The organism is Sagittula sp. S175 (genome assembly GCF_049800975.1).
Classification (GTDB): Bacteria; Pseudomonadota; Alphaproteobacteria; order Rhodobacterales; family Rhodobacteraceae; genus Sagittula.
The window spans coordinates 104625-120026 of the sequence record NZ_JBNAGB010000001.1 but is presented as its reverse complement, the minus strand read 5'-3'; the positions used below and the strand labels follow the sequence as shown (position 1 = coordinate 120026).

At 67.3% G+C, this 15402-nt stretch carries 14 protein-coding genes; 9 read left to right on the top strand and 5 right to left on the bottom strand.

Features of this window, described 5'->3' with window-relative positions:
• Window positions 1-44: 44 nt before the first annotated feature.
• Entirely contained in the window at window positions 45-482 is a 438-nt protein-coding gene (locus ACP16H_RS00545; protein ID WP_425070284.1) for a DUF2852 domain-containing protein, read from the bottom strand.
• 231 nt (window positions 483-713) lie between these two features.
• On the opposite strand from ACP16H_RS00545, the gene ACP16H_RS00540 reads away from it, so the two are divergent.
• Window positions 714-2069, top strand: coding sequence for a nucleobase:cation symporter-2 family protein (locus tag ACP16H_RS00540; protein ID WP_425070283.1), 1356 nt, complete (start codon window positions 714-716; stop codon window positions 2067-2069).
• A 54-nt stretch (window positions 2070-2123) separates the two neighbouring features.
• Here ACP16H_RS00540 and ACP16H_RS00535 read toward each other — a convergent pair whose 3' ends face one another.
• Together ACP16H_RS00535 and ACP16H_RS00530 are read right to left on the bottom strand one after the other, a co-directional pair.
• The gene (locus tag ACP16H_RS00535) at window positions 2124-2591 is read right to left on the bottom strand and encodes a YbaK/EbsC family protein (protein WP_425070282.1); all 468 of its coding nucleotides are present in this window, start codon (window positions 2589-2591) and stop codon (window positions 2124-2126) included.
• Window position 2592: 1 nt separating this feature from the next.
• Entirely contained in the window at window positions 2593-3180 is a 588-nt protein-coding gene (locus ACP16H_RS00530) for an NAD(P)H-dependent oxidoreductase (protein ID WP_425070281.1), read from the bottom strand.
• A 63-nt stretch (window positions 3181-3243) separates the two neighbouring features.
• Here ACP16H_RS00530 and ACP16H_RS00525 point away from each other — a divergent pair, with 63 nt between their 5' ends.
• Together ACP16H_RS00525 and ACP16H_RS00520 are read left to right on the top strand one after the other, a co-directional pair.
• Complete coding sequence (locus ACP16H_RS00525; RefSeq protein WP_425070775.1) at window positions 3244-6039, top strand: glutamine-synthetase adenylyltransferase; 2796 nt, start codon at window positions 3244-3246, stop codon at window positions 6037-6039.
• Window positions 6036-6314: a hypothetical protein gene (locus tag ACP16H_RS00520; RefSeq protein WP_425070280.1), complete on the top strand. Its 279-nt coding sequence runs from the start codon at window positions 6036-6038 to the stop codon at window positions 6312-6314. Before ACP16H_RS00525 ends, ACP16H_RS00520 begins: the two co-directional genes overlap by 4 nt.
• A gap of 85 nt (window positions 6315-6399) precedes the next feature.
• Here ACP16H_RS00520 and ACP16H_RS00515 read toward each other — a convergent pair whose 3' ends face one another.
• Complete coding sequence (locus tag ACP16H_RS00515) at window positions 6400-7050, bottom strand: bifunctional 4-hydroxy-2-oxoglutarate aldolase/2-dehydro-3-deoxy-phosphogluconate aldolase (RefSeq protein WP_425070279.1); 651 nt, start codon at window positions 7048-7050, stop codon at window positions 6400-6402.
• Window positions 7051-7093: 43 nt separating this feature from the next.
• Window positions 7094-8899 carry a phosphogluconate dehydratase gene (edd, locus tag ACP16H_RS00510; RefSeq protein ID WP_425070278.1) on the bottom strand — a complete coding sequence of 602 codons (1806 nt, stop codon included), beginning with the start codon at window positions 8897-8899 and terminating at the stop codon, window positions 7094-7096.
• Window positions 8900-9107: 208 nt separating this feature from the next.
• Here edd and ACP16H_RS00505 point away from each other — a divergent pair, with 208 nt between their 5' ends.
• From ACP16H_RS00505 to ACP16H_RS00480, 6 genes are all read left to right on the top strand, one after another.
• Entirely contained in the window at window positions 9108-9842 is a 735-nt protein-coding gene (locus ACP16H_RS00505; RefSeq protein WP_425070277.1) for a DUF6778 family protein, read from the top strand.
• Window positions 9843-9887: 45 nt separating this feature from the next.
• Entirely contained in the window at window positions 9888-11099 is a 1212-nt protein-coding gene (locus tag ACP16H_RS00500; RefSeq protein WP_425070276.1) for an RSP_2647 family RNA methyltransferase, read from the top strand.
• 5 nt (window positions 11100-11104) lie between these two features.
• Window positions 11105-11650: an RSP_2648 family PIN domain-containing protein gene (locus ACP16H_RS00495; RefSeq protein WP_425070774.1), complete on the top strand. Its 546-nt coding sequence runs from the start codon at window positions 11105-11107 to the stop codon at window positions 11648-11650.
• Between the two features lie 130 nt (window positions 11651-11780).
• Window positions 11781-13154 carry a sodium:proline symporter gene (locus ACP16H_RS00490; RefSeq protein ID WP_425070275.1) on the top strand — a complete coding sequence of 458 codons (1374 nt, stop codon included), beginning with the start codon at window positions 11781-11783 and terminating at the stop codon, window positions 13152-13154.
• A 41-nt stretch (window positions 13155-13195) separates the two neighbouring features.
• Complete coding sequence (locus tag ACP16H_RS00485; RefSeq protein WP_425070274.1) at window positions 13196-14308, top strand: ABC transporter ATP-binding protein; 1113 nt, start codon at window positions 13196-13198, stop codon at window positions 14306-14308.
• A 62-nt stretch (window positions 14309-14370) separates the two neighbouring features.
• Window positions 14371-15396, top strand: a complete 1026-nt coding sequence (locus tag ACP16H_RS00480; RefSeq protein ID WP_425070273.1) for a hypothetical protein — start codon at window positions 14371-14373, stop codon at window positions 15394-15396.
• Window positions 15397-15402: the final 6 nt, after the last annotated feature.

Below are 15402 nucleotides of genomic sequence, written 5' to 3'. Positions count from 1 at the left end.
TTTGGCCGCCCCCAGGGGGAGCGGCCGGGACTGTCAGCGACAGTTTACGCGTCTTCTTCGACCTTGGCCATTTCGGTGGCGCGCTTTTCGCGGTCCTCCATGAACTGGTCGAATTCCGCCTTGTCCTTGGCTTCGCGCAAGCGCTCGAGGAAGGCTTCGAACGCTTCCTGTTCCTGCTCGAGACGCTTCAGGGTGTCGGCCTTGTAGGCGTCAAAGGCGGTGTTGCCCGAGGGCTTCATGGCCGACCACGCGGTGTGGCGGGACATGTGGTGGGATTTGCGGTGGTTGCAGCCTTTGCCAAACATGCGTTTGCTCCAGATCATGTAGGCCAGCAGGGCAAGTCCCACGGGCCAGAAGAAGATGAACCCGAGGACCATGGCCGCGATCCAGGCACCTTTGCCCTTGTGATCCAGCCAAGCCTCGGCCCGGGACAGCCAGCCGGCGGTGGCGGGCAGTTGGGTCTGATAAGCGGCGGTGGTCATATGTGTGTCTCCGTTCGGGTTGATGTGAATGTCTTTCACATGACAGGAGATCGGGATTGCCGGGCGGCCTTTCAAGGGTCGATGTGAATGTTTTTTACATTTTTGCGCGGGCCGGGTGGCTGGCGCGGATTTGGGCGTTTTGCGCCAAGGGGTTGCGCGCCGCGCGTCCGGGGGCGTGACAGGCCTCGGGTTTGGCGAGAGGATGCGGGGGAAACTGCCGGAGGCCCGCCCATGTCCATCGTCGACGATCCCGCCGCCACGCTGATCTATGGTCTCGATGACCGTCCTGCACCCCCGGCGGCGGCTTTGGCGGCGATGCAGCATATTCTTGCCTCCATCGTCGGCATCGTCACGCCGACGCTGGTGATCGGCGGCGTGCTGGGCCTGGGGGCAGAGGTGCCTTACCTGATTGCCATGTCGCTCTTTGTCTCGGGCGTGGCGACATTCATCCAGTGTCGCACGATTGGTCCGGTGGGATCGGGGCTGTTGTCGGTGCAGGGCACCAGCTTTGCCTTTCTAGGTCCGGTGCTGGGGGCGGGTATGGCGGTGAAATCCGGTGGCGGCAGCCCGGAGGAGATGCTGGCGATGATCTTCGGCCTTTGTCTGGCCGGCTGTCTGGTGGAGGTCATCCTGAGCCAGTTCATCGACAGGCTGGGCCGCATCATCACGCCGACGGTGACGGGGATCGTCATCACGGTGATTGGCCTGTCGCTGGTCAAGGTGGGATTTACCGACTTCGCGGGCGGCGCGCAGGCGGGCGAGGCTTTGGGCGCGCCGGTCAACCTGATGCTGGGCGGGATCGTGATGGTCTGCATCTTGGTGATGACCTTTCTCGGCTCGGCCATGCTGCGGATTTCGGCCATTATGATCGGGTTGGCGGTGGGCACGGGTGTGGCCTTGGCCCTTGGGATGGTGGATGTGTCGCGGCTGGGCGAGGGGCCGATGATGGCTGTTCCGGTGCCGCTGAAATACGGGCTGGATTTCGACTGGGGCCTGTTCCTCCCGATCGCCTTCGTGTTTCTCGTGACCTCGATCGAGACCTCGGGCGACCTGACGGCCAATTCGGTGATCTCGGGCCAGCCGGTGAAGGGGCCGCTGTACCTGAAGCGGATCAAGGGCGGGATCATGGCCGATGGCGTGAACTCGGGCCTTGCGGCGCTGTTCAACACCTTTCCCAACACGACGTTTTCGCAGAACAACGGCGTCATCCAGATGACCGGCGTGGCGAGCCGTCATGTCGGCCTGTATATCGCCGGGATCTTGGTGGTGCTGGGGTTCCTGCCGGTGATCGGGCAGGTCTTCCTGCTGATCCCCAAGCCGGTGCTGGGTGGCGCGACGGTGATCCTGTTCGGGACGATTGCCGTGGCGGGGATCAGGATACTGGCCACGCAGGAGATCGACCGCCGCAAGGGCTATATCATGGCGGTGAGCTTTGGTCTGGGGCTGGGGTTGACTCTGGTGCCGGAGGCGGTGCAGCACCTGCCGCCTTTCCTGAAGCAGGTGGTGGCGACACCGATCACCCTGTCGGGTTTGTCGGCGATTGTCCTGACGCTTCTGATCCCAGAGGAGGCGCGTCCGTCGAAATGACGGCGCGTGTGGACGCGTCGGAGATGAGTATTTTGGAAGCAGAGAAACAGGGGCCTATTCGGTGAACTCGGCCGGGTGCGCGCCGGTCAGCCCGGGCAGGAGGTGCGGGTTCAGCGGGAACAGGTGGCGCGGCGTCCCGGCGGCGGCCCAGACGGTGTCGAACTCCAGCAAGCGCGGGTCGAGCCATGCGCGGATCGGGTTCAGGTGACCAAGCGGCGAGACGCCGCCGATGGCAAAGCCGGTCTGGGCGCGGATCAGTTGCGCATCGGCCTTGCCCAGCGGTTCGCCTGCCAGCGCCGTCGCCTTGTCCGCGCAGACGCGGTTGCCGCCCGCGGTGAGGAAGAGCACGGCCTGCCCGCAGGTCTCGGCCCGGAAGATGATGGATTTGGCGATCTGGTCGAGGTGGCAGCCGACGGTGTCGGCGGCGTCCTGCGCGGTGCGGGCGTTGGTGACTTCGTGGATGTCGGAGGTCAGGCCCGCCGCCTCGATGGCGGCGCGGACTCGGGCGAGGCTTTTGGACATGTCAGGGTTCCGTGGGAAAGAGGTGGTGCGCGGCGCGGGTAAGCTTGGTCTCGAAGCCCTTGAGGCGGGGGGCGGAGAGGGTCTCGGCCTTGTAGAGCGTCAGTTGCCGGAAGCGGGCGCGCGGGGCGCAGGGTTTGAACGTGCCCCACTTCAGCGCGTGGTAGACGGGGCGTTTCGCCACCATGGTGTCGTACCACGCGGGGCTGCCCATGGTGGTGACGGCGAGGACGGACCTGAGGTTTGGCAGGCCGGGGGTCATGGCACCCCCGTCCGGGTCGTGGTCGTAGGCCACGCCGGGGAGGAAGGTGCGGTCGATCCAGCCCTTGAGGAGCGCGGGCAGGCCGTACCACCACGTCGGGAAGACGAGGATCAGGCCGTCCACGTCCTTCAGCCCGGTCGTGTCCGGGAAGGGCGTGGTGTAATAGGCGGCGCGTTCCTCGGCGCTCAGCGCTGGTGGGAAGCCTTGCGCATAAAGGTCGAGGGTCTCGACCGCGTGGCGGCGCGCGGTCAGGTCGTTTGCGAGATGGGTCGCGAAACGGTGGCTGAGGCTGTCAGCCTGCGGATGGGCGAGGACGAGTCGGATGCGCATGGGGGATTTGTCGCGCAGCGCGAGGGGCTTGCCAAGGGCGCGCCTGCATGGCCATCTGCGCGCATGACTCTGAACTCTCGCATCACCCGCCTGCCGCGTGCCTTCGACCCTGACCGTGGGGAGGAAGCGCTGACCGCCTGCCCATGGGCCAAGGGGGAGGTGGCAGACCTGCTGCGTGGGACGGGCGGGTCCAGCCCTTACCTGAACGGCTTGATCCAGCGCGAGGGCGTTTGGCTGCAAGGGGCGGTCGATGATCCCGAAGGCGCGGTGGTGGCGCTGTTTGGTGATCTGCCCGAGGTCGCGCCGGACCGCATCGGGTCGGCCCTGCGCGAGGCGAAGCGGCGGGTGGCCTTGCTGACGGCGCTTTGTGACCTGTCCGGCGTCTGGGCGCTGGAGGCGGTGACCGGCTGTCTGAGCGACTTTGCCGATCTCGCTGTCGAACTGGCGATGCAGGCGGCGGTGGGCCATGAAATCCGGCGCAAGAAACTGCCCGGGATGAGCGAGGACGACATTGCGACATCGGCGGGCATGGTGGCGCTGGCCATGGGCAAGGGCGGTGCGCGCGAGTTGAACTACTCGTCGGACATCGACCTGATCGTGCTGTTCGACGAGACGCGTTATGACCCGGATGATTATTTCGAGGCGCGCTCGGCGCTGGTCCGGGCAACGCGCAAAATGGCGGCGACGCTGAACGACCTGACCGCGGAGGGCTATGTCTTTCGCACCGACCTGCGGCTCAGGCCCGATCCGGCGGTGACGCCTGTCTGCATGGCGATGGAGGCGGCGGAACGGTATTATGAGTCGTTTGGCCGCACATGGGAGCGGGCCGCCTATATCAAGGCGCGTGCGGCGGCGGGCGACGTGGCGGCGGGGGCGCGGTTCCTTGAAACCCTGCGCCCCTTTGTCTGGCGCAAGCATCTGGATTTCGCAGCCATTCAAGACGCCCATGACATGCGCCTGCGCATCCGCGAGCACAAGGGGCTGGGCGGGCCGATCACCCTTCCGGGCCACAACATGAAGTTGGGGCGCGGCGGCATCCGCGAGATCGAGTTCTTTACCCAGACGCGGCAGCTGATCGCCGGGGGGCGTGACCCGGACCTGCGCTGCCGCGCGACGGTGCCGGGCCTCGCGATGCTGGCGGAAAAGGGGTGGATTCCGGGCGATGTGGCGGAGAAGCTGACCGATCACTACCGCGCGCACCGCGAGGTGGAGCACCGCATCCAGATGGTGAACGACGCGCAGACCCACGACCTGCCGGGATCGCTGGACGGGCTGGCGCGGCTGGCGGCGCTGTCGGGGCGCGACCTGTCCGAGATGACGGCGGACCTGAAGGCGCGACTGACCGAGGTGCACGATCTGACCGAGGGCTTCTTTGCCCCCGATGCCTGTGGCTCCACCGCGGTGCCGGAGGTGTTTTCCGACAGCACCGTCGTGGATCGCTGGGCAACCTATCCCTGCCTGCGCTCGCAGCGGGCGCAGGACCTGTGGCGGCGCGTGCGGCCCGAAATCCTGCGCCGCCTGTCCGAAACCGCCCGCCCGCAAGAGGCGCTGGTCGCCTTCGACGAGTTCCTTGGCGGTTTGCCTGCCGGGGTGCAGCTGTTCTCGCTCTTTGAGGCGAACCCCTCGCTGATGGACCTGCTGGTGGATATCGTCGGCACCTCGCCGGATCTGGCGCGATTCCTTGCGCGCAATGCCAGCGTGCTGGACGCGGTGATCGGCGGCGATTTCTTTGCCGCTTGGCCGGGGCGGTCGGTGCTGACGGCGGAGCTGACCCGCGCCATGGCCGATACCGATGATTACGAGCGCAAGCTGGACACGGCGCGACGGTGGGCGAAGGAATGGCACTTCCGCATCGGCGTGCACCTGCTGCGGGCGCTGATGGAGCCGGAGGAGGCGGGCAAAGCCTATGCCGATCTGGCCGAGGCGGTTCTGGCGGCCATGTGGCCCGTGGTGCAGGCGGAATTCGCGCGCAAGCACGGGCCTTGTCCGGGGCGCGGGGCGGTTGTTGTGGGCATGGGGTCGCTTGGCGCGCAGCGGTTGCACGCGCGGTCCGATCTGGACGTGATCGTGATCTACGATCCCGAGGATGTGGAGGCCTCCGAGGGCAAGCGCCCCTTGCCGTCGCGCACCTATTACGCGCGGCTGACGCAGGCGCTGGTGACAGCGATGACCGCGCCCATGGCCGAGGGTCGGCTTTACGAGGTCGACATGCGGCTCAGGCCTTCGGGCAACCAGGGGCCGGTGGCGACGTCCTGGGCGGCGTTCCAGTCCTACCAGAAGGACGAGGCGTGGATCTGGGAGCATCTGGCGCTGACACGCGCGCGGGTGGTGGCCGGGCCTTCGGATTTGGCGGCGGATGTCGAAGCCTTCCGGCTGGCGCTTCTGTCCGCCCCGCGTGACCGGGCTGAGGTGCTGGGCGCGGTGCGTGACATGCTGGGCAAGATCGCGGCGGCCAAGGGGCAGGGCGGCGCCTGGGAGGCCAAGCTGGGCCGGGGCCGCATGCAGGAGATCGACCTGGTGGCGCAGGCGGCCTCGCTGTTGTCCGGCAAACCCGCGCGGCAGACGCCGCGCGCGCTGCGCTCCGCCGACTGGCTGGAGGGCGGTCCGCTGGTGGAGGCCTACGAATTGGCCTGGGCCTTGCAGATCGGGTCGCGGCTGGTCAGCGAAGAGGCGCTCGACCCCGAGGCGCTGGGGGGCGGCGGCTGTGCCTTCCTCCTGCGGCTGACGGGGTGTGCGGACATGGCGGCGCTGAAGGCGGCGCTGGAGACGCGGGCCACGCGGGCGGCAGAGATCATCGACGCGACGCTTGGGACGGAAGCGGGGCCCGAAGCAGGACATGCAACAGGAGAAAGCGCATGAGCGAGGCGCATAAGGCGGACCCCAAGGGGTTGATCCGCGAATCCTACAGGATCGAGGGGATCGGGGCGGAGGAATGCCGGTCGATCTTCCTCGACTGGGCCTTGTCTGTGCCGGTGGATGCGGACAGCAAGGCGATGATCGCGCAGTTGCTGGAACAGTATGGCGTCGAGGGCCACCCGATGACGGTGGTTCTGCAGGACGGCTTGAGCGCCATGGACAAGCCGAAGCGGCGCGGCGGCTGGAAGTCGCGGCCCCGGCCACAAGGGTCGGCGTGACGGCAAAGGCGCGCCGGGTGGGCGCGCCTTTCTTGGTTCAGGGGTCGGAGAGGGCCCGATTTTCAGGGAAAATCGTCGGTCGCGCTCAGGGCAGGGTGCGCGGCAACTGGCTGGCGGCGCGGGCGAGGTCCTCGATCCGCTGCCAGTCGCCGGAGTTGACCGCATCCGCCGGGGCGACCCAGCTGCCGCCGACGCAGAGCGTGTTGGACAGGGCAAGGTACTCTTCGGCGTTTTTCGGGCTGACGCCCCCGGTGGGGCAGAATTTCACCTGCGGGATCGGCGCGCCGATGGATTTCAGCGCCGGGACGCCGCCATTGGCCTCCGCCGGGAAGAACTTCTGCACCGTGTAGCCGCGTTCCAGCAGGCGCATGGCTTCGGAGGCGGTGGCGGCACCGGGCAGGAGCGGCAGGTCGGCAGCTTCGCAAGCGTCCAGCAGCAGGTCCGTCGCGCCGGGAGAGACGCCGAATTTCGCGCCTGCCGCCTTGGCGCGCTGCACGTCCTCGGGGGTCAGCAGCGTGCCTGCGCCGACCACGCCGCCCTCGACCTTGGCCATCTCGGCGATGGCGTCGAGCGCTGCGGGGGTGCGCAGGGTGACTTCGAGCACCGGCAGGCCCCCGTTGACCAGCGCCTGTGCCAGCGCGCGGGCGTTGGAGGCGTCGTCGATGACCAGCACCGGGATCACGGGGGCGAGGCGGCAGAGGCGGTCGCTTTCACGGCTGGCGTCTTGCGGGGTCATGGGCTGGGTCCTTTTGAGTATTTTGGCCAAGAAGAAGCAGGGGTCACACCACCACGGCGGCCCCGTTGGAGGCAAGGCCCACGTTCTCGCGGAAGGCGGCAAAGAGTTCGCGACCCACGCCATGCCCGTTGCCGGAGAGGTCGGCGGTCGCGGGGGTGCGCTGGTCGAAGTCCGGGGCGAGGCAGTCGAGGGTGCCCTTGGTTGCGTCGAGGCGCAGAACATCGCCGTCGCGCACGCGGGCCAGCGGGCCACCGTTGGCCGCCTCTGGCGAGACGTGGATGGCGGCGGGGACCTTGCCGGAGGCGCCGGACATGCGACCGTCGGTGACTAGCGCGACCTTTAGGCCACGGTCCTGAAGGACGGCCAGCGTCGGCGTCAGCCCGTGCAGTTCCGGCATGCCGTTGGATTTCGGCCCCTGGAAACGGACGACGAATATCGTGTCTTCGGTGATCTCGCCGTTCTTGAAGGCCTGTTTGACGGAGTCCTGGTCCTGGAAGACGCGGGCCTTCGCCTCGATCACGTGGCGTTCGGGGGCGACGGCAGAGACCTTTATCATGCCGGAGCCGAGGTTGCCGGTCAGTTCCTTCAGCCCGCCCGTAGACTGGAACGGGTCCGATGCGGGGCGCAGGATCTTGTCGTTCTCGGTCTTTGTCGGGCCGTCGCGCCAGGTCAGCCGGTCGCCGTCCATGACCGGTTCCTGCGCGTAACGCGACAGGCCGTCGCCCGCGACGGTCTTGACGTCCTCGTGCAGCAGACCTGCGTCCAGCAGCGAGCCGATCATGTATTGCAGGCCCCCGGCGGCGTGGAAGTGGTTCACGTCGGCCAGGCCGTTGGGATAGACCTTGGCCATCAGCGGCGTCACGGCGGAGATGTCGTTGAAATCCTCGACCTCCAGCGCGATGCCCGCGGCGCGCGCCATGGCGGGCAGATGCAGCACGAGGTTGGTGGAGCCGCCCGTGGCCATCAGACCCACGATACCGTTGACGAAGGCCTTGGCGTCGAGGATCTGCGACACCGGTCGGTAGTCGTTGCCCAATGCGGTGATTTCCAGCGCGCGCTTGGTTCCGGCCTCGGTCAGGGCGTCGCGCAGCGGCGTGTTCGGCTGGACAAACGACGCGCCGGGCAGGTGCAGGCCCATGAACTCCATCAGCATCTGGTTGGTGTTCGCGGTGCCGTAGAAGGTGCAGGTCCCGGCGGCGTGATACGAGGCCATCTCGGCCTTCATCAACTCGTCGCGGCCGATTTCCCCGGTGGCGAACTGCTGGCGCACCTTGGCCTTTTCATCGTTCGGGATGCCCGAGGGCATGGGACCGGCGGGGATGAAGAGGCCGGGGATGTAACCGAAGGTGGCGGCGGCGATGATGAGGCCCGGCACGATCTTGTCGCAGACGCCAAGATACAGCGCCGTGTCGAACACGTTGTGCGACAGGGCGATGCCCGCCGCCAGTGCGATCACGTCGCGGGAGAACAGCGACAGCTCCATGCCGACCTGGCCCTGGGTGACGCCGTCGCACATGGCGGGAACCCCGCCCGCGACCTGCGCGGTGCCGCCATTGGCGCGGGCGGCGGCGCGGATCAGGTCGGGGAAACGCTCGAACGGCTGATGCGCCGAGAGCATGTCGTTGTAGGCGGTCACGATCCCGATGTTGGGCGCGCGCGAGGTCGCAAGCGTATCCTTGTCGCCGCCCATCGCGGCATAGGCATGGGCCTGGTTGCCGCAGGTGAGGTGCGCGCGGCGCGGGCCTTCCTCGGCGGCGCGGGCCATGCGGTCCAGATAGGTGGCGCGCATCGTGCTCGAGCGGTCCTCGATGCGGGCGGTGACGCGGGCGATGGTGTCGTTGAGGGCCATGGGTGCCTCCGTGATCCGTTTGACCGTCACTTAGCGCGGTTAGCGCTAACAGTAAACCCGTCATATTCCGGGAAAGCTTTGCAATGTGACGTTGAAAATCCCAAGGGACGCCGCAATCGCGCCACGATCGGATGTGAAACCAAGGTTAACAAAAGACTAACCCGACAAGAAGACCCCGATGAGCAGTGGGGTTTGGGACAGAAGGATCATGACCATGAAAGTGGCACGCGTAGCACTGGGGATGATGATGATGGCGGGCCTTGCGGCCTGTGGTGCGGCACCGGGCAAGGCGCCGTACGAGCGGCTGCCCGCCGAGGCCGAGATGCACCGCGCCGCCATGGCGCCGGTCGGGGCCCCGCAAGCGATGAGCTTTGCCGCGACCGAAGCGGTTCCGGCGTCCTTGTCGGTGGAAGCCCCGGCAGCGGTCGACACATCCTATCGGCTGGCCTCCTTCGAAGTGCGCGTGCCGAAGGACCTGACCGTCTCCGAGGCGAACCTGTATTACCCGCTGGCGGACATCGTCTGGCGCGGCGACGCCTACGGGAATCGCAAGGAGCAGGTGGCGAGCTTCTTCCAGAACAGCCTTGAAAAGGCGCGCGGATTGCCGGGCGAGGGGCGCGCGGTCAAGGCCGAGATCACGCTGAAGCGCTTTCACGCGCTGACAGAAAAGACCCGCTACACCGTCGGCGGTGTCCACAACATCGTTTTCCTCATGACGCTCACGGACGCCCAGACGGGGCAGGTGCTGGTCAGGGACCGCGAAGTCACGGCCGATCTCAAGGGCTTTGGCGGCCGGCGCGCCATGGAAGCCGAGCGTCAGGGCCTGACGCAGCGGGTGCGCATTCAGCATCACCTCGACCGCGTGATCCAGGCCGAAGTCACCCGTCCGGGCGGCTGGGGCCGCAAGGACCGGGCGCTGGAACGCGCCGTGGACCAGATCTGATTTCTGACGCTTTTATCTTGGGAGAAAGCGGAGTAAGGCGGGGGCATGACAGCCTCCGCCTCACTCATTGATAACCGCCCCGTCCTGCGCCTGAAACCAAAGGCCAATGCCCGCGCCATCCGGCACGGGTCTCCGTGGGTATTCGACAACGAACTGGTCATGGACCGCCGCTCGCGCGGGATTGCCCCGGGCAGCATTGCGCGGCTGGAGGATCACGACCGGCAGCCGCTGGGCACCGTGGCGGTGAACCCCGACTCGCGCATCGTGGGCAGGATGCTGGACCGCGACCCAGAAGCGGTGATCGACGTGGCGTGGTTTTCGAAACGGTTGGGCAAGGCGCTGTCCATGCGCGAGCGTCTGTATGACGCGCCCTTCTACCGGCTGGTCCATGCCGAGGGCGACGGTCTGCCGGGGCTCATCATCGACCGCTTTGGCGACACCTGCGTGGTGCAGCCCAACGCCGCATGGGCCGAAACGCATCTGGAGGCGCTGGTCGAGGCGCTGGTGGCCGTGACCGGCGTGGCCAACGTGCTGAAGAACGCGGGCGGTCGTGGCCGGACCCTGGAAGGGCTGGACGATCAGGACGCCGTGTTGCGCGGTGCCGCGCCCGAGGCCCCGGTGCCGGTGGTGATGAATGGCGCGACCTACATGGCCGACCTGACCGGCGGGCAGAAGACCGGCCTGTTCTTTGACCAGCGCGACAACCACGGTTTCGTGGCCCGTCTGGCGAAGGACGTTCAGGTGCTGGACGTGTTCAGCCATGTGGGCGGCTTTGGGCTGGCGGCCTTGGCGGGCGGCGCGACGCGCGCAGTCTGTGTCGACGGATCGGCTGCGGCGCTGGCCTTGGCGACCGAGGGGGCGACCCGCATGGGTGCCGCCGACCGGTTCGAAGCGCGGCAGGGCGATGCCTTTGATACCCTGGAAGAACTCGGCAACGAGGGCGCGAAATTCGAGGTGGTGATCTGCGATCCGCCCGCCTTTGCCCCGTCCAAACAGGCGGTGGACAAGGGCTTGCGCGCCTACGAGCGCATCGCGCGTCTGGCGGCCCCGCTGGTGGCCGAGGATGGCTACCTGTGCCTGTGTTCCTGTTCCCACGCGGCGGACCTGAGCAGCTTTACCGGGGCCTGCCTGCGCGGCATTGGTCGCTCGGGGCGTCGCGCGCAGCTGATCTATTCCGGCGAGGCCGGGCCGGATCATCCGCTGCTGCCGCAACTGGCGGAATCGGGCTACCTGAAGGCGCTGGTGTTCCGCCTGTGACGCAGCTGCGCGCGGTTCTCGACACCTGCGTGATGTTCCCGACGGTGATGCGCGAGGTCCTCTTGGGCGTCGCCGCCGCGGGGCTGTATACGCCGCTCTGGTCGGAGCGCATCCTCGAGGAATGGGCCCGCGCGGCCCGCAAGCTGGGACCGACGGGCGAGCCGCAGGCGCGGGCCGAGATCGCGCTGGTCCGCGCCGCATGGCCCAAGGCCGAGGTGGTCTGGAAACCCTCGCTGGAATCGCGGCTCTGGCTGCCGGACGAGAACGACCGTCACGTTCTGGCCGCCGCCGTGGCCGGGTCGGCGGATGTCATCGTGACGCTGAATGCCTCCGATTTCCCGCGCGGCACGCTGGCCGAAGAAGGCCTGAACCGCGTCGATCCGGATGCCTTCCTGATCGGATACTGGCAGGCCTCGCCCGAGGTCGTAGGCCCGGTCTGTGATAACGTATTGGCCACCGCGCGGCAGTTGTCCGGGCAGGACTGGGACATGCGCGGCCTGCTGAAAAAGGCGCGCCTGCCACGTCTGGCAAAGGCGCTGACGCGGGGGTGATCCCAAGGTGACGCTGGGTTGACGCTGCGTTAACGGCCGCTCACGTTGCCGCCAACCCTCTGAAACACGGCTTTTATTCCTTGGGGCCAAGGGGCAGGGTGCGCAGGTCTTTTGCCGCAAGGAATCCCCCATGTCCCCGATCCTTTTGCTAGGCGCGTTCGGCGCGCTTGCCGTCCTCAGCCTGCTGGCCGCGCCGCGCCATGCCTCCCTCGACGGGTTCTACGGCGGCCAGACCGAGGGCCGCGCCCCCGGCCTTTGGGTGCTGGTACTGAGCCAGGTCACGACGTGGATCTTTGCCCGCTCGCTGATGAATGCCGCGATCCTTGGCTATTTCTACGGCATCGCGGGCGTGCTGGCCTATGCCGCCTATTACGCGTCTTTCCTGACGGGGGCCTTCGTGGTCGGACGCCTGCGCGAAAACGGCGCGACCTCGGTGCAGGACTGGCTGGGCGCGCGGTTCGGCGCTGTCGGGCAGGCGACCTACAACCTTGTCGTGGCGCTGCGCCTGCTGTCCGAGGTCTTTGCCAACCTCATCGTGGTCGGGCTGATCTTTGGCGCGCTGCTGCCGGGGGCCGAGGTCTGGTCGATCCTCGCCGTCGCCGCATTGGCGCTGGCCTATTCCGCGTGGGGCGGGTTGTCGGCGGCGCTGCGGACGGACGTGGTGCAGATGCTGGTGTTCCTCGTGGTGTTCGGGGTGGCGCTGGTGGCGCTGCTGGTCTCACCGGACTTCGACCTTGGCGCGGCGCTGACGGCACCGGGGCAGTCGGGCGGCTACCTTGGCTGGGTGCTGCTGGCGGTCGCGGCGCTTCAGGTCTTCAGCTACCCGGTGCATGACCCGGTGATGATGGACCGCGGTTTCGTGGCGGATGAACAGACGACGCGGCTGGCGTTTCTGCATGCCTTCTGGATCTCGACACTGTGCATCCTGGCCTTTGGCCTGTTCGGCATCCAGGCCAGCCTGATGGGGGCCGCCTACGAGGGCGAGCTGATCGGCACGTGGAGCGCGATGTTCCCCGGCTGGATCTTTGCCGCACTGATGCTGTCGCTCTTGGTCTCGGCCCTGTCGACGCTGGATTCGGCGCTGGCCTCGGCGGCGCGTCTGATGGTCGAGGAACTGCGCATGGCCCCACGCAGCCTCGCGGGCGGGCGCGTGGTCATGCTGGGCTTTACGCTGGCGGGCGTTGCGCTCACGCTTTGGGGCAACCAGACGCTGTTCGACGCGGTGGCGGTCAGCGGCACGGCGAGCCTCTTCCTGACGCCGGTGCTGATCGCTGGTCTGGTGATGAACCGGCACGTCGCGGGCTGGGCCTACCTTGCCGCATGGGGTGCCGCGATGCTGGGCGCCTTTGCCTATTTCGCCCGCAGCTGGCCCGCCGTCGCGGCGCTTCTGCCCGAGGGTCACAAGTACGAACAGCTGTTCGTGATCTGCGTCGTGGTGCTGATCGCGGGCGGACTGGCGGTCGCAGCGGGCAGCCGCAGGGTTGCGGCGGGACATGTGGGCTGATACCTGCCTAGGGAAACCCGAGTATTTCCCTCGGACGGACGATGCATGAGGCCCGCGTGAGCGCACAGACCCCCCCGCCGAGACTGGAAATCCGCAATCTTGTCCGCCGCTTCGGCGGTCAAACGGTGGTGGATGACGTCTCGTTGCAGATTGCGCCGGGGCAGGTGACCTGCCTCCTGGGGCCGTCGGGCTGCGGCAAGTCGACAACGCTTCGGATGATCGCGGGCGTCGACATGCAGGACAGCGGCACCATCCACGTCGATGGCAAGCTGATATGCGACACGGTGTTCCGCGTGCCCCCCGAACGCCGCGCCATCGGCCTGATGTTCCAGGACTTTGCGCTGTTTCCGCACCTCAGCGTCGGGGAGAACGTGGCATTCGGCCTGAAAGGCTCGGGCGGCTCGAAACGCGAGACGGCACAGCGACTGCTCGACCGTGTCGGGCTGGCGCATTACATCGACCACTTTCCGCATCACCTGTCGGGCGGCGAACAGCAGCGCGTGGCGCTGGCCCGCGCGCTCGCCCCGCGCCCCAAGATCATGCTGATGGACGAGCCATTCTCCGGCTTGGACAACCGCCTGCGCGACGGCATCCGGGACGAGACGCTGGACCTGCTCAAGGAAAAGGGCGCCGCCGTCCTGCTTGTGACCCACGAACCCGAGGAAGCCATGCGCATGGCCGACGAAATCGCGCTGATGCGCGACGGCCGGATCGTGCAGCAGGGCGCGCCCTACAACATCTACAATGCGCCCGCCGACCGGGGCGCCATGGCGTTCTTCAGCGATATCAACATCCTGCGCGGCACGGTGCGCGGCGCGCTGACCAACACGCCCTTTGGCGTCTTCCTTGCGCCCGGCGTGGCGGATGGCAACGAGGTCGAGATCGTGTTCCGCCCGCAGCACGTGTCGATCGACTTCGACCGGGGCGGCAAGGGACCGAACCCCACGGTGGTCGCCGGCACGCCCGCACGCGGCACGGTGCAACGCGCGCGCTTCATGGGGTCGGAAAGCCTCGTGGAATTCCGCATGGATTTCGACGGCTCGGTGCTGAAGGCGACGGTGCCCAATGTCTTTTTGCCCAAGGTCGGCACGCCCATGTGGCTCAGCCTGCGCCGCGACCGCTGTTTCGTCTTCCCGGCGGCGCAGGGCGTCTGAGGGTTACGGCGCAACCAAAGCGTGCTAGGCTGTCGGGGCATTTTAGCCCCGAGGTATTTCCCATGGCCCCGCGCGACGTCCGGCCAGTCTATTTCCTGATCGTTCTGCTGCCCGTCGGCGTCTTTGTGCTGCAAGGCTGGCTGGTGCAGACCTTCGGCGTGCCGGACCTGCCGGTAAGCGCCGACATCCTGCAAGCAAACGTGCCCCACCTCGAAGCACAGGGCCGGATGCGCTTCCTCGCGGCATTGTCCATCTATATGCTCGTTGCGGTTGTCGCGGCGACCGTGCTGATCGAGGCCCTCTGCCGTCCGCTGACCCGGCGCAGTCGCGTGCTGGCCGTGGCCGCACTGGCGGTTCTGGCCGTGCCTGTGGCCTTGAAGGTCTGGGCGCACCAGTCCGACCCCAACAGCTATCGCGGCTATTTCCAGATGGGGCGCAGCCTTGTGGAAGCCGCCCTGGCCCAGGGCGTCGTGCCCGGCTGCACAGCACCCACGGACCGCTTCATCCTTGGCCCCTGCGGCGAGGCCCCGGCGCTGGAGATCCTCCGCCATGGTCTCGACTTCGTCAATCTGGTGGCCGGGGTGGCGGTCGGGTCGATGGCGGTGGCGTCGATCCTGTGCCTCGGTGCGCCGCAACTGGCGGGACTGCGCGCCGAGGACCAGCCAGCCGAAAAACTGGAGGCGCTTCAGGCCAATGCTGCGCAGCTGAAAAAGACGCTCTACGTGTCCAGTCTCGTGCTCTCGACCGGGATGTTCCTTGCACTGTCGTGGATGCATTGGCCGCTGGAGATGATCGCAAAGGACCATCGCAAGGACTACGAAACCGCGCTTGGCGGGACCGAGCTGCTGTTCGGTGTCTATTTCAGCCTGCTGCTGCTCAGCTTTTACCTGCCGGTCAGCTTCCTGCTGGACCTGCGGGCCCGACGGCTGGCGGGCGCGGCGCTGGGGGCGGGCAGCGGCGAAACAAAGCGCCGCGCATGGGCCGTCGAGAACGGTCTGACCACGGATTTCCAGCAGATGCTGAAAGAGGGCCTTGCCATTGCCGGTCCGGTCCTCGCGGCACTGACCGGCGGCGTCGCCCTGTTCTGAGTCAGC

Coding starts and splice junctions, on each gene's coding strand:
- ACP16H_RS00545 (WP_425070284.1), bottom strand. CDS start 482: ATGACCACCGCCGCTTATCAGACCCAACTGCCCGCCACCGCCGGCTGG.
- ACP16H_RS00540 (WP_425070283.1), top strand. CDS start 714: ATGTCCATCGTCGACGATCCCGCCGCCACGCTGATCTATGGTCTCGAT.
- ACP16H_RS00535 (WP_425070282.1), bottom strand. CDS start 2,591: ATGTCCAAAAGCCTCGCCCGAGTCCGCGCCGCCATCGAGGCGGCGGGC.
- ACP16H_RS00530 (WP_425070281.1), bottom strand. CDS start 3,180: ATGCGCATCCGACTCGTCCTCGCCCATCCGCAGGCTGACAGCCTCAGC.
- ACP16H_RS00525 (WP_425070775.1), top strand. CDS start 3,244: ATGACTCTGAACTCTCGCATCACCCGCCTGCCGCGTGCCTTCGACCCT.
- ACP16H_RS00520 (WP_425070280.1), top strand. CDS start 6,036: ATGAGCGAGGCGCATAAGGCGGACCCCAAGGGGTTGATCCGCGAATCC.
- ACP16H_RS00515 (WP_425070279.1), bottom strand. CDS start 7,050: ATGACCCCGCAAGACGCCAGCCGTGAAAGCGACCGCCTCTGCCGCCTC.
- edd (WP_425070278.1), bottom strand. CDS start 8,899: ATGGCCCTCAACGACACCATCGCCCGCGTCACCGCCCGCATCGAGGAC.
- ACP16H_RS00505 (WP_425070277.1), top strand. CDS start 9,108: ATGACCATGAAAGTGGCACGCGTAGCACTGGGGATGATGATGATGGCG.
- ACP16H_RS00500 (WP_425070276.1), top strand. CDS start 9,888: ATGACAGCCTCCGCCTCACTCATTGATAACCGCCCCGTCCTGCGCCTG.
- ACP16H_RS00490 (WP_425070275.1), top strand. CDS start 11,781: ATGTCCCCGATCCTTTTGCTAGGCGCGTTCGGCGCGCTTGCCGTCCTC.
- ACP16H_RS00485 (WP_425070274.1), top strand. CDS start 13,196: ATGCATGAGGCCCGCGTGAGCGCACAGACCCCCCCGCCGAGACTGGAA.
- ACP16H_RS00480 (WP_425070273.1), top strand. CDS start 14,371: ATGGCCCCGCGCGACGTCCGGCCAGTCTATTTCCTGATCGTTCTGCTG.